Source organism: Acidimicrobiia bacterium, from assembly GCA_041676705.1.
In the GTDB taxonomy this organism is placed as follows: Bacteria; Actinomycetota; Acidimicrobiia; order Acidimicrobiales; family SKKL01; genus Actinomarinicola.
In genome coordinates this window covers 202,698-216,273 of sequence record JBAYRL010000001.1, presented here as the reverse complement: position 1 = coordinate 216,273, position 13,576 = coordinate 202,698, and the positions used below count along the sequence as shown (strand labels likewise).

The following is a 13,576-nucleotide window of genomic DNA, read 5'->3' as shown; positions in this document are numbered from 1 at the left end:
ATAGGCCTCACTTGTCGAGCGGTCGTGACACTGGACGATAACCACGTGCCATTAACCCGCCAATAAAGCGCTCACTCATTGCTTGGGCCACAACCAGCACCAACAAACCACGGGCCCGCTCGGCGGAATGGTCTATTTCGATATCGTAAATGTTTACATCGAGGTCGGTAGCCAGGGTGGTTATACCCGACAATTCGCCAGGACGATCGAGAATTGGCACTCGAATTTCGGCTAGTTCACCGGGACGCACGGAACGCGACGGCAACGAATCACGCGCTGAACGGGCGGTATCTAAGAAACGGTACAGTCCGGCGCGGTCTGAGTTATCAACCACGGCCCGCACCCGCGACAATCCAGTGATCATCTCATCAAGCACTGTCACAATAGCTGGCCGGTTAGTTTCACAAATGTCAGGCCAAATGCCGGGATGCCCCGACGCCACCCTGGTCATGTCACGAAAACCGCCGGCGGCCAGGCGTAAGAGGCCAGGGTGTTCTTCGGAACGCATTGAAGCCAACGTCATTAGTGTGGCGGCCGTTAAATGTGGAACGTGCGACACTACGGCAACCAAATAATCGTGGCGATCGGGTGTAACTTCCACCACTTCAGCCCCAAAACTCGCCACCAGCGAACGTACCAAGGTGAAATCATCGGGGTCGGTTTCCGACATCGGTGTGAGCACCCACACCGCCCCTTCAAAAAGATCGGAGGTGGCACCTTTCACACCTTCATGCTCTGAGCCAGCCATGGGGTGGCCACCCACAAATCGTGGGTTGTTCACCTGTTCCATCACGCTCAGCTTTACGCTTCCCACATCGCTAACCACGCCCGCGGTTTGGGTCAATGCCTCGCGGGCCGCTTCAGGAATTTGCCCGACTGGTGTCGCGATAAAGCTGACGGCCGCTTGGGGATTTATGCCGACCTCGTCAATGACACCCAACGACAGTGCGTCTTCAATGCGTTGGGGGTTGTTGTCGGTACCGCTGACATGCCAGCCTCGCTCTTTTAAGGCCAACGCAATCGACCCGCCGATTAAACCGGTGCCAATCACATTGGCAAGGCGATTCGAGGCATTGCTCGCGGTGTCGTCGTTCATTGTTTTTATGCTAGTTCGCACCGCTCTCGCGGGGGTAACGTTCCAAGGCTCGAACTTCTTCCACACTCAAATGGCGGAACGTACCGGGGCGCAGTTTGGTGTCGCGAAGCGGTCCAATACGTACCCGCACCAGTCGTTTCACGGGGTGTCCCACCGCCGCACACATGCGCCGTACCTGACGGTTACGGCCTTCATGGATGATCAAGCGCACCAAGTTAGGTTGCAAGAGCGAAGCCTGCGCTGGAGCGGTTAGTCCATCATCAAGCTCAACACCTTCACGGAGGGTACGCATAACACCACGCGAAGGTTGACCCTCGACCTCAGCTAGATACTCTTTGTCCACCATGAATGAGGGGTGACTGAGGCGATGAGCCAAATCGCCGTCGTTGGTGATCAACAACAATCCCTCGGTATCCGCGTCAAGTCGTCCCACCGGGAAAACTCGCGGCTCATCGGGCACCAGGCTCACCACTGTCGGCCGGCCACGAGTGTCAGAAGCTGTGGAAACCACGCCAGTTGGCTTGTTTAACAAGTAATAAACCAAACCAGGTTTCACTCCAACCGGTACGCCATCCACCTCCACCTGGTCAACGTCGATATCTACCCGGGCGCCAAGAATAGCCACCTCACCATTCACGGTGACGAGGCCATCTTCGATCAGCTCTTCACAATACCGGCGGCTACCAAGACCTATTCGCGCTAGTACTTTTTGCAGACGTTCAGGTTCCACGTTCCACCATTAGGCCATGTTCAAGTGCTTCAACCACATCGGCCCCGGGCACAAAATCACCTAACGCTGGCAGATCGTCCAATGAGTTCAAACCCAAACGCTCTAAAAACAGCGAAGTAGTGCCAAAAAGCACCGCCTGGCCTGGCCCATCATCTCGACCTAGCTCTTCGACGTAGCCGCGCTGGGTGAGGGTGCGCATCACTCCTTCAGCGCTGACACCGCGAATAGCCGAAACCTGGGCTCGTGAAATGGGTTGTTTGTAGGCCACAATCGCCAATGTTTCTAAAGCCGCCCCCGATAGCCGCGCTGACTGGCCTTCCAGAACGTAGCGTTCGATGTAAGCCGACTGCGCCGGGTGGCTTTGATACCGGTATCCACCAGCCACCTGCACCAAAACAAAGCCACGCTTGTCTTGGGCATATTCATTGGCCAGTTCGCCCATTAGCATGTCAACTTCTTGGGAGCTGGTTTCCAATACGGAAGCCGCCAACTCCGCTGATAAGGGCTGGTCACTCACCATCAAAAGTGCTTCCAAGGCTGGTTTTAAGTGTGTCATCCTTCGTAACTATCTAACTGGGCCAAATTAGCGTTTGCCGTATCGTCGAGCGGCGCCCAGGTTACTGAGATTTCACCAAAAGTGCCGGGTTGTTGTAGGTCAATCAAGCCTTGTTTATATAGCTCTAAGACCGCCAGAAACCGCACTACCACCTCCAGGCGTTCTACCAAGCCAATGGTGAGACGGCGGAAGCTGATGGTCCCAACTCGGGGAAGCTCATCTAGCAGTTCCACTACCGCATCAGCAACGCTGAGCCGAATAGGGCTCACGTGATCCAGTTGAACCCTAGGAATTGGCTTGGGTTCGATAGCCCGCAAATAAGCAGCTCGCAGTTGATTGGCCGACACGCCTGTTAACAGATCTGGCATCAGATTCAGGAATGGTTCTTCCATACCGGCCAGGCGAGGCACGCTAAGTGATGCTTGCATCTCAAGGTTTTGTAGCACCGCTGAAGCGTCTTTGAAGGTCTTGGCTTCTAAGAGCCGAGAGAGCAACAAATCACGCTCTTCCCATAGCGCCAACTCATCGTCGAGTTCCACCCCAACTTGGCCGGGTAGCAACCGGCGCGCTTTCAGCTCGACCAGGGTCGCTGCGATTAAGAGGAATTCGGTCATGACATTTAGGTCTCGATCGACCATTCGGTCGAGCTCAGCCAGGTAGGCATCCACAATCGACGAGAGCGACACTTCGTAAAGATCGACCTGTTCCCGTAATATCAAATGCAATAAAAGGTCGAAGGGTCCATCAAAGACCTCGGTTTGTACCGCAACAGCCACCTGCGCAGGATAGCTTGCCAGCACGAAAGGACTCCATGGAGAAGGTTCTTGTTACTGGCGGTTTGGGTTACATCGGCTCTCACACTGCCGTGGTTTTGGCTCAAGCTGGTTATGAGGTTGAGATTGTTGACAATCTTTCGAACAGCGATCTGCGTGCCCTTGGGCGTATCAGCGAGTTGGCAGGCCGAGAGGTAAAGTTCCACCGCTTAGACCTACTTGACGAAAAGGCGACTGACCGGCTGTTCGAGGAAACAAAGCCCGACGGGGTAATCCATTTCGCCGGGCTAAAAGCGGTGGGCGAATCGGTAAGCGACCCGCAGCGCTACTACCAGGTGAACCTGGGCTCTACCTTGTCGCTGACCAAGGCTATGGCGGCCCACGGCTGTCGCACCTTGGTATTTTCATCTTCGGCCACCGTTTACGCCGAAAACCCGGTGCAACCACTACCGGAAAGCGCCACACTGGGAGCAGCTAACCCCTATGGTCGTACCAAATTAATGATTGAAGAAATTCTGGCCGACCTCTACCATGCCGACCCTCGCTGGCAAATTGCTGCACTTCGTTATTTCAACCCTGTGGGGGCCCATCCTTCAGGCCGTATTGGAGAAAATCCGCGGGGAATTCCTAATAACCTGGTTCCATTCCTCACCCAAGTTGCCACTGGTCAGCGGGAATACTTAGCCGTTTTTGGCAATGACTACCCCACCCCTGATGGCACGGGAGTACGCGATTACATCCATGTGATGGACCTGGCCGAGGCCCACCAAGTAGCACTGGCATACCTCACAAAACACGGCGGACATCACACTTGGAACCTGGGTAGTGGTCAAGGCCACAGCGTGTTGCAAGTCATCCAGGCTTTCGAAGAAGCCAACCAGATCGCTATCCCCTACCAAATAGCGCCACGGCGCCCGGGTGACATTGCCCTTTACTACGCCGATCCGTCGCTCGCTCGCGCCGAGCTTGGCTGGCACACCACCCGCAACTTGCACGACATGTGCCGCGACGCGTGGAGCTGGCAGCGTAACAACCCGGATGGATATAACTCATAGACAACCAACGGCCTAGCATCATGGTATGGCACGAGTTTTTTCTGGCATTCAACCGAGCGGCGACCTGCATTTAGGCAACTATTTAGGCGCCCTGCGGCGCTTCGCTCGTGAAGAAGCCTCCGACGATGCCCTGTTTTGCATCGTTGATTTACACGCCATCACCGTGCCCCAAGACCCAGCCAGCCTGCGCCGACGCACCATTGAAATGGCGTGTTTGTATTTGGCTTCGGGTCTTGATCCCAACCAAGTCACGCTGTTTGTGCAAAGTCACGTTCCCGCCCATACCGAACTGGCCTGGTTGATGGAATGCACCGCTAGTTTTGGCGAGCTCAGCCGTATGACTCAGTTCAAAGACAAAAGTGCCCAAGCCGATTTCATTTCGGCGGCGCTCTTCACCTACCCGGCCTTAATGGCCGCCGATATTTTGGCCTACGACACAGAACGCGTGCCGGTAGGCGATGACCAGCGTCAACACCTCGAGTTAGCCCGGAATGTGGCCCAGCGTTTCAACTCTCGCTATGGCGAGACCTTTGTCGTACCAGAGGCCATAATTCCTGTGGCCGCCGCCCGAGTGATGGATTTGCAAAATCCCACCAAGAAGATGTCGAAATCGGCGGAGTCGCCGCAAGGCACGGTGGGCATGTTAGATGAACCAAAGGTGATTGAACGCAAATTCCGCCGCGCCGTAACCGATAATGAAACCACGGTGGCCTACGACGTAGAGAACAAAGCCGGAGTTTCTAATCTGCTCTCAATTCTGGCGGCCGCCACCGACGCTGACCCGAAAGCCCTAGCCAGCCACTACACCCAATATGGGCCGTTAAAAGCCGATGCCGCCGCCGCCGTAATCGCGGTCTTGGAACCAGTGCAAAAGCGTTACTACGAACTCGCTGATGACCCGGCCGAAGTCATGCGGGTTTTGTTAGCCGGAGCAGCCGCGGCCAGTGAAAAAGCCGCCCCTGTCATCATTCGCGCCCGAGAAGCGGTAGGCCTTCTCCCCCGCTCCTGAGGCTTTTGACGCACCGGGGGTCCCCCGTTGGAGAAAATGCTTAGTCCCCGTCGGCGGCTCGAAGCACCCGGCCAATTTCGCGGGGCACGCTCCAGCGATCTTCAGCCCAATGATGCTCACGTGCCCAAGCAACCACCAACTCGTCGGAGCCAGCCATAGCCAACATGTCGGCTCCTACGCGATCATGTTCGAGGTATAAACCGACCTTGCGTGTAAAGCCTCGCTTCGACACCCAAACAGATGCCATCTCATAACCCGCCACCTTGGCGGACAGCGTAGCTATAACCCGTCCATAGGTACCCAAGTCGGCGGCAACTTTGCCCACATCATGAAGCAAAGCTGCCCGCACGATGGGGGTAGTAATAGCGGTGCCTAGAACATCTGACACGGTGTTAGCAACACCAAAGGCGTGGCGTTGGTCGGCCTTTGACATCCGACGCCAGAGCACCATCTCCGTAGGGCTCAGCCACTCTGTGACCCGTTGTGCTTCCGCTTCGTTTAGTGGTCGGGCCCTCAATGAGCCGAAAAAACGTCCGGCAAGATGCGTAATAGAAGGCATTTCAGTTGCGTAGCGCTAAGTCGACCGTACCGTCACCATCGGGGCCTTGATTAGTCTCAAGAAGTTCTAAGGCGACTTCAATTTCATCAAGCGCTACGGTGATTTCGCTGGCTAATTCGGCGTTGTTGATCTCGCTTGAGGGAGACGAATCAGACACGCTAGAAGTCAGCGCCTCGGGCCCTTGGGTGGGCTTGTTCATAAACCTTCCATAAGCGTTCATTGGAGACCAGGGTATACACCTGAGTTGTGCTCACTGATGAGTGACCCAACAATTCCTGAACCACACGAAGGTCAGCACCGTGGTCAACCATGTGGGTGGCGCAAGAATGTCGAAGCACGTGGGGTGAAATTACGTCGTCCAAACCGGCGGCTCGAGCATATTTCTTAACTACTCCCCAGGCACCTTGACGCGAGAGACGACCCCCTCTGGCGTTCAGAAAAACCGCTTCCACATCATGTCGAAACTGGCCTTTGGCAGGAATCATTTCCGCTCGACCGACTTGAAGCCAGCTCGTCAAAGCTTCTCGAGCCAAGCTTCCCAGTGGCACCACCCGTTCCTTGGAGCCTTTTCCGAAAACACGGATTCGCCTTTCCGAAAGGTCAATATCACCCCGTGAGAGACCCACTAGTTCTGAAATTCGCACTCCAGTTCCATAGAGCACTTCCAAAATGGCGCGGTCGCGTAACGCCGCTGGATGATCACCAACCACCATGTTCAGCAACGTAGAGATTTGTTCTTCACTCAAGGCTCGGGGCAACCCACGCGGAACCCTCAGTGAATCAACGGTGCCCACCTCGATCGATGTTTCCTCTTCGTCGGCTAAGAAACGGTACAAGGCTCGCACTGCTACTACCCGGCGCGCCTGTGTAGCTGGGGCTAAACCGCTCTGGCGAAGCCCTTCGATATAGCGGTTGACGTCATCGGTGTTAGCCGCCACCAACTTCAGGTTGTGTTTCAGCAAAAACGCTTGATAGGCCCTAAGGTCACGGCGGTAAGCCGAAATTGTAGAGCTGGAACGGCCCTTATCTACCCGCAACCAGCCCAGGAACTCCTCCATAGGCAGCGGCAGTTCAACCTTGGGCAGACTCAACGGTCTTTCGTCCTCGACCGGCGGCTTGAGCACGCTCAACCGCGGCGCGGATTAAACCTTCGAACAATGGGGTGGGACGATCGGGGCGACTTTTGAACTCTAGATTTGCTTGCGATCCAACCCAGTAAGGGTGGTTCTTAAGCTCGATAAAATCTACCCATCGACTATCGGGCGAACTTCCCGAGAAGATCAGATCGCTCTCGGTGAAATAGTGATGAAGTTTGGGGTTCAGCTCGTAGCGATGACGATGGCGTTCGCTCACGACTGCTTTACCGTACATTTTCGCGACCGCGGAATTAGGTACGAGTTCGCTCAGTTGAGCACCGAGGCGCATAACCCCTTCAAAAGCGGCACCGTCGTACCCGGTTTCAGAAAGATCGACCACCGGATACGGCGTTTCAGGGTCAAATTCGGTGGAATTTGCACCTTCTAAGCCCAAGACATTGCGTGCGTATTCAATGACCATGGCTTGCATGCCCAAGCTAATGCCCAAGCACGGTATTTTGTGTTCCCTTGCGAACCCGGCTGCCGAAACTTTGCCTTCGCTACCCCGCTCGCCAAATCCGCCGGGAATCACTATGGCATCGAGGCTACTTAGGCGACTTTGAGCTAACAGGCCTTCAGCCTCTTCCGCCTGGATCCAGTCGACTGAAATGTCGGCTCCATGTACAAAGCCGGCATGGCGCAACGCTTCAACAACCGACAAGTAGGCGTCGGGCAGCGCTACATATTTGCCTACGATTCCCACCCGAAGAACCTTGGTAGTGCCTCGAACCCGCTCTAGTAGTTCTTCCCAGGAATCTAGGTCAGGTTCCACCTCGGGTAATCCCAAGAGTCGGCACACATAGTCGTCTAAACCCTCGTCCCGGAGAACCAAGGGAATTTCATAGAGGCTTTCAGCGTCGGCAGCGTTCACAACTGCTTCCACCGGAACGTCACACAAATTCGAGATTTTCCGCTTTAGGTCATCGCTTAAGGCCCGTTCCGAACGGCATACAATGGCATCGGGTTGAATGCCTCGACTTCGTAACTCAGTCACAGAGTGTTGGGTGGGCTTTGTTTTTTGTTCACCGGCCGGCCCGACATAAGGCACTAAAGTCACATGAACGTAGCAAACATTGTCGCGTCCTACGTCTAGTCGAAATTGTCGAATGGCTTCCAGGAAGGGCAGAATTTCAATGTCGCCAACGGTGCCGCCAATCTCAGTAATGGCAACATCTATATCCTCGGCGTCTAATTGAGCAATACGACGTTTAATCTCGTCGGTGACGTGGGGAATTACTTGCACAGTTTTACCCATATAATCACCACGCCGCTCAGCAGCTAAGACTGCCGAATAAATTTTACCCGAGGTAGCGTTTGAGGCTTTGGTCAGGTTTACATCAATAAAGCGTTCGTAATGACCCAAATCTAAGTCAGTTTCGCCACCGTCTTCGGTAACAAACACCTCGCCATGCTCAAAAGGGTTCATGGTGCCCGGATCTACATTTATGTAGGGGTCGAGCTTTTGCATGGTTACTCGCAAGCCACGAGCCTTCAACAAGCGGCCCAATGAGGCCGCCGAGAGACCTTTGCCTAGAGCACTTACAACACCACCGGTTACGAAGATGTGCTTCGTCACGCAGGCCTCCATCCGTGAGTATTAGGACGGGAGTTCATCTTAACGCAATGGAGCCAACTGGCGTCACTCAGACGCTATGAAAATGGTGCTCCGGAGTTGCGGCCCCACATGTCGAAGCTGTTGAGCAGCTTGTTCTTGGCAATGATCTTCGAGAAAGACACCCGCTCAGAAACCAGGTTCAAGCCCAGCAAGACAACCAGCAAACCCAACTCAATGGCCGCTGGTGCCACCAAAACCGCCGTCAAACCAATGGTGGCACCAAGTGGATTAGCGCCAGTGTCACCCAACATAACCTTTTCAGAAAGCTCGGGTACCAACAATCCCCAAGACATGCCTAAAACTAGCGCCGCCGCACCCCACGCGGCGTGTGGTTCAGGCAGCGATCCTGCGGAAAACACCAAGCTGATAGCGACCGCTGCCACGGTAAGAAGCGTTGACACTTTGGTTACCCGTGCTGGAGCACGGTCAAAAAGATTGGCCAGATTGGCAGCCAAAGCTACCACTGCCCCACTAAGCAATATGCGCCACCACGAGCCACTCGACCAAAGCGCCGCCAAGGCCAACGCACCCATAGAACCCGCAACGAGCTTTAGCGCACCGGTACTGAGCTGTCCGCGGCGAAGAGCACCAAGATGACCTCGAAAGCCTCGCTCGGTGCCACTTGCCAATAGGTCATCTATCAAGCCCAAGACACCAAAGAGGCCAACGGTGCCTGTGGCCAAGAATACCGCCTGCAGGTATTCACCACTGAGAATCTGATAGCCAGAGCGTTCATGCCATGCAATTACTAGCCATATGGGCACTAACGCAACGATAAATACCAAACCACCTGCGGTAGCAACCGGCCTTTGATTCACATTAGTCCGGCTTAAAATGGGGTTAGCAAAAATATCTTTTACAACAACATATACACTAAAACTGAACAGGCATCCGGTTATAAGTAACGCAAACAGTAGTGCCATTGCTACACCGTTGACGACCTTCTAGGACCGTGAACCACCACTGGTAGATCATGATCAACGACATCGAGCGATACTGTTGCCAAGTAAGCTAAAAGGTATACCAAGAACAATGCTATAACTACCGGTCCTGAGTCATTTGCAATAAAACCTAAGAGGGCTGCCGACATAACCGATATTGCCCCCACCCGCAGTGGAGAACCCAAGGGCAGCAATTTCGTCCAGCCACGAGCCCATACCAATAAGTACAGGGCAAAAGAAACCACAATAGGAATCATCCAAGTCCAGATTGAAACACGGAAAATTCGAAAGTTAGCTGCCTGCTTCCGTAGAAATGTTTGCACTAAAGGTTGAAAACCTTCGTCTAACATCTGGGCCGCGAAGCGTCCCAAATGGGTACGATTTTCTTCCGGGCGAAGCAGATCTAAACCGGCTACTGCCAATAGCACGACCAGGGTTCCCAACCCAACCAATAATAGGGTTCGCACGCCTAAACGTCCGCCCGCCAAGACCATAAGGGTCAAGGTGAAAACCGGTACAAAAGTGATGATGCCGCCCACATCACCGCCCAAGAATGGTAAACCGTTGGCCACGGTGACCAAGAAAAACAAGGCGGCGGCCATAAAGAGCGCTTCGTGACGTCGCTTGGCCCGATAAACCCATGAACTGGCCAACAAAATCGTAGCGGCACCGAAGACCGCGAAAGTGGTGTTTGGCATGCCATAGAATCTGCCTGCACTGTGGAGCGAATATCCTAGCCAGCTCGACAGATGCAGTTTGGTTCCTGTGGAAGCATCAAAGAGAAGCACCGCCACTGTCAGGGCCAGTACCACTTCGAACGCTGCCAAGGGATGGCCACGTCGTCGAATCGAAACGGTGGCAATGACCATCGAAAACAGCACTGCCAGAGCCGTCGGCAAAGCCACGTGCTGGGTAGCACTTGGAATGAATTTAACTAAGAAAGTAGCCACCGGATAGGAAACCACCGCCAGAACAGACCAGCGGGTAGCTCTATTGGCGCGCTGGTCGTCTCGACGGGTAGAAAGGACCAGCAGAGCACCAGCGTAAATAACAGCCTGAATAGTTATAAACACCAGCGCCTGCGGATAATAGGTGCGTTCCCGAATTATAGTATCGCGATCATATTGTTCCAGCTCAGCAAGATTGACCGGGCCGCTTTCGTATCGAAGTGGGTTGCCGGGAAAGCTGGTCGGATTGTTGCCGGTTAACGCTGAAACGATGGTCGGCGCTATGTCGGTTATGGCTGATAAGCCGGTGCGTTTTGTCGAGGGAGAGGTGATCCAAGTGCCCGCTGGAACCCCATCGCCAACCGCGAACACGGGCGTCAGACGAAACCCGCCGATGGGTGTCACCGCGACCACTAGTACCAGAGTCTCAGGCCCCACTTGATCCAAAACCTGACCCAGCAGAGCATCGGTACTGGCCAAGGCTTGCAAGCGAGCTTCATCAGCAACGTCGCTCAGCACCGTTGGCCTATAGCGAGCCGACCGTTGCAAGTCGCCCGGATCGATAAAGACCACTGCTGCTTCATCTAACGCGGCGTCTAATGCAGCGAGCATGGCTTGGTGGTTTGATGTCACGCCGAAAGGAGCATTGACGTCTTCAACCAAAAGCTCAGCGGGGTCGATATTACCGGCCGCCAAGTTCATGTTCTCGTCCATGGCCGCCAGAGCCAAAGGACGCTCGATTTGTTCGGGTTCAGGATCGAGGCTGCGATCGGCAACACCCACCACCGCAGTCTCAAGGCCCGCCTCAGACAACACGCTGGCCAAAGCGCCCGGCGGCGACGCCACCTCAACACCTTGGTTCACTCGTACCGAGTTCACAGCACCCACCACCGCAATTTCGCCGGTTGCGACCTCGCCGGTAATTTCACTTAGCGTTTCACCAGCGGTGATCTCATCCAAGATTTCATTCACCGGATACGCCAAGGCAGCATTGCCAGAAGCACGCAGTCGAGCCCCCGCCCCCAAACTCAAATAGCCCTCAGCCATGGCTGGTCGCCGTGCCAAGGTACGAACGGTCATGGCCCCAAGTGCCCCTTTTTCAGGCAAACTATTAAGAACCGGCGTTTCAGGACCGCCCATAACGGTGAAGTCAAAGGGAGCAAAGCCAAACACCACCACATTCTTGGGTGTAGCCGCCAAAGGGCTAGTAGTGGGTGCCCAGCGCGTGCCCGACCACAACATGAGGCCCAACAGCAACATGGTAATCAGACCAATGGCACCAATCCGCTGACGCTCTGTAGTAATTCGCGGCCAGAGTGAACGCCAAATATCAAGCCCTTGTTGACCACGGTGACGAAACCCGCCAAGGGAACGCCCGGTGTGGTCGTGTTCAATTTCAGTTTCGATTTCAACAATACGAGCACCGGCGCGCGCCGCATCGATCGTCATCGCCACTTCAAGCCCAAACCGATCGGCATCAGCAAGTTGACGCAGAAGCGGCCCTCTTATCGCACGCTGGCCCGACAACGGCGATCGTGCATCGTAACCGCTGGCCGTCTTTATCCCCTGCCGCGCCAAATTCTTGACAGCGCCAAACCCGCCACGACCAGCCGCTGGTGGCAACACGGCGATGACCAGGTCGGCTTCATCAGCCAAGATCGGATCTAATAAGCGCCTCGTTTCACTAGCTGTGCCGCGTAGATCAGCATCGACTAGCAGGAAGACATCAGCATCAGGACTCGCAGCCACTCCCGCTAAAACGGCGCCACCTTTCCCCTGGTTATAGGGTAAAACAGCCACCTCAGCCCCAGCTGCACGCGCCACCTCGGCGGTGTTGTCACTTGAGGCATCATCAACCACCAAAATACGATCGATCGTAGTGATTTCACGTAGAGCGGCCACCGTGTGGCCCACCCCGGCGGCAGCGTTGTAAGCCGGGACAATCGCGATCGTGGTCATGAGTTACCCAGCTGAGGAATCATGAGACCACTGTCTGGTGCCCGGCCGTAATGGCCAATCTTGACATCATCACCAAATAGATCTCGAAGACCAAGCACCAAAGCAGCTTGCCCGGTGAACTCATTCAGATTGTCCACAGTAGAAACACGTTCTCGTAAAGCACTGTCGCTACGAATCTCGACAATGACCTCCGAAGCGCTCAAAACAGGAATTTCATCGCCTTCATGATCCTCTTCTTTTAAGGGGCCCACAATCAATGCTGGTGCTGCACCACCACGGCTTAACCCTCGGACGAGGGTCGTCATGAATTGAGATGGTGACAACGAGCTCGAATCATCGGTCAGAATCACCATGCGCATGTTGAACGCTGGTAATGGAACCGCTGAATTATCGCCAAAGAATTCTAGGTAGCCAAGGTCTAGAAGTGCTTGGAGGGTCGGTGCTTCCGGATTTGTCACGATATCGGCATCGCCATCTACCTGGGCTTGGGCTTGAGCTTCAAGGTCCTGCTCAGGGCCAACCTCTTCACCGGTTGTTCCTATCACCTCTGCATCGGCCAAGCCCAATACATCATTGGGTAGTCCCGCCCCATCAGCGGCACCATCTGGGGTCGGCGAATCATCACCACTACCGGTGCCTTCCAAATCGACCTCGCCAAGTTCGTCGCTCTCGCCTTCCTCGGACGCGGCCGGCAGTTTTGCGGCCGCTCCCAGCTCATCGGCCAAGCGGTTTATTACGATTGAACGCACCACCGTTTCGTTGGCACTGGTAAGCCCAACCGCCCGGGCCAAAGACATAGCCTCATCGGCGCTCAAACCATTCCAGCGCGACGAAATCTGCAGCACCCCAGGGACAACGGCACCGGCAGCCACCAACGCCGAGCGGGCCTCTTCTACCAAGTCATCATCGGTGCCTTGAACGGCAACAATTAGTACCACCTGGTCGGTAAGATGACCGGCGAAAAGCGCCCGGGCCTGGGTATACACTTCGGCTTGGCGGCGGGCCTCGGCTTCCTTATCTCGTCGCAAACGAGCGTTTTCACCATCAGTTTTGTCCAAGCGTTCCGCCTGAGCGTCAAGGCGGTCATTGAGCGTGCCAACCGTGGCGCGCTCAAGCAGCGTCGAGCCGAGAGCGATACCAATCGCTAACGCTAAAAACACCGCGGTTATAGAAACAATGTGGTAGCGCAGATTTATCATA

13 protein-coding genes are annotated in these 13,576 nt (G+C 54.9%); 2 read left to right on the top strand and 11 right to left on the bottom strand.

The features are described from left to right. Positions 1-7: 7 nt before the first annotated feature. Genes WC184_01090 through WC184_01075 form a run of 4 tightly spaced genes read right to left on the bottom strand, consistent with a single transcriptional unit; the run spans position 8 to position 3,158 of the window. Positions 8-1,096 (bottom strand): prephenate dehydrogenase, encoded by a 1,089-nt coding sequence (locus WC184_01090; protein MFA7476472.1) that lies wholly within the window; start codon positions 1,094-1,096, stop codon positions 8-10. Positions 1,097-1,106: 10 nt separating this feature from the next. Further along, complete coding sequence (locus WC184_01085) at positions 1,107-1,826, bottom strand: pseudouridine synthase (GenBank protein MFA7476471.1); 720 nt, start codon at positions 1,824-1,826, stop codon at positions 1,107-1,109. Next, a complete protein-coding gene (scpB, locus tag WC184_01080; protein MFA7476470.1) occupies positions 1,816-2,382 on the bottom strand; it encodes an SMC-Scp complex subunit ScpB in 567 nt (188 codons plus the stop codon). The genes WC184_01085 and scpB overlap by 11 nt, the downstream gene beginning before the upstream one ends. Further along, positions 2,379-3,158 carry a segregation/condensation protein A gene (locus tag WC184_01075; protein ID MFA7476469.1) on the bottom strand — a complete coding sequence of 260 codons (780 nt, stop codon included), beginning with the start codon at positions 3,156-3,158 and terminating at the stop codon, positions 2,379-2,381. The genes scpB and WC184_01075 overlap by 4 nt, the downstream gene beginning before the upstream one ends. A 35-nt stretch (positions 3,159-3,193) precedes the next feature. Between WC184_01075 and galE the strand changes: the two genes are divergently transcribed. Together galE and trpS are read left to right on the top strand one after the other, a co-directional pair. Next, positions 3,194-4,210 (top strand): UDP-glucose 4-epimerase GalE, encoded by a 1,017-nt coding sequence (galE, locus tag WC184_01070; protein ID MFA7476468.1) that lies wholly within the window; start codon positions 3,194-3,196, stop codon positions 4,208-4,210. A 25-nt stretch (positions 4,211-4,235) separates the two neighbouring features. Next, positions 4,236-5,219: a tryptophan--tRNA ligase gene (gene trpS / locus WC184_01065; GenBank protein ID MFA7476467.1), complete on the top strand. Its 984-nt coding sequence runs from the start codon at positions 4,236-4,238 to the stop codon at positions 5,217-5,219. A gap of 40 nt (positions 5,220-5,259) precedes the next feature. On the opposite strand, the gene WC184_01060 is transcribed toward trpS, so the two are convergent. The 7 genes from WC184_01060 to WC184_01030 form a co-directional block, all read right to left on the bottom strand. Beyond that, positions 5,260-5,778, bottom strand: a complete 519-nt coding sequence (locus tag WC184_01060; protein MFA7476466.1) for a hypothetical protein — start codon at positions 5,776-5,778, stop codon at positions 5,260-5,262. A 1-nt stretch (position 5,779) separates the two neighbouring features. Next, a complete protein-coding gene (locus WC184_01055) occupies positions 5,780-5,935 on the bottom strand; it encodes a hypothetical protein (protein MFA7476465.1) in 156 nt (51 codons plus the stop codon). Between the two features lies 1 nt (position 5,936). Continuing rightward, entirely contained in the window at positions 5,937-6,869 is a 933-nt protein-coding gene (xerD, locus tag WC184_01050; GenBank protein ID MFA7476464.1) for a site-specific tyrosine recombinase XerD, read from the bottom strand. Then, positions 6,850-8,502, bottom strand: coding sequence for a CTP synthase (locus WC184_01045; protein MFA7476463.1), 1,653 nt, complete (start codon positions 8,500-8,502; stop codon positions 6,850-6,852). Before WC184_01045 ends, xerD begins: the two co-directional genes overlap by 20 nt. Positions 8,503-8,564: 62 nt before the next feature. Then, positions 8,565-9,452: a hypothetical protein gene (locus WC184_01040; GenBank protein MFA7476462.1), complete on the bottom strand. Its 888-nt coding sequence runs from the start codon at positions 9,450-9,452 to the stop codon at positions 8,565-8,567. Between the two features lie 2 nt (positions 9,453-9,454). Beyond that, positions 9,455-12,376: a glycosyltransferase family 2 protein gene (locus WC184_01035; protein ID MFA7476461.1), complete on the bottom strand. Its 2,922-nt coding sequence runs from the start codon at positions 12,374-12,376 to the stop codon at positions 9,455-9,457. Further along, positions 12,373-13,575 (bottom strand): copper transporter, encoded by a 1,203-nt coding sequence (locus WC184_01030; protein ID MFA7476460.1) that lies wholly within the window; start codon positions 13,573-13,575, stop codon positions 12,373-12,375. Before WC184_01030 ends, WC184_01035 begins: the two co-directional genes overlap by 4 nt. Position 13,576 lies beyond the last annotated feature (1 nt).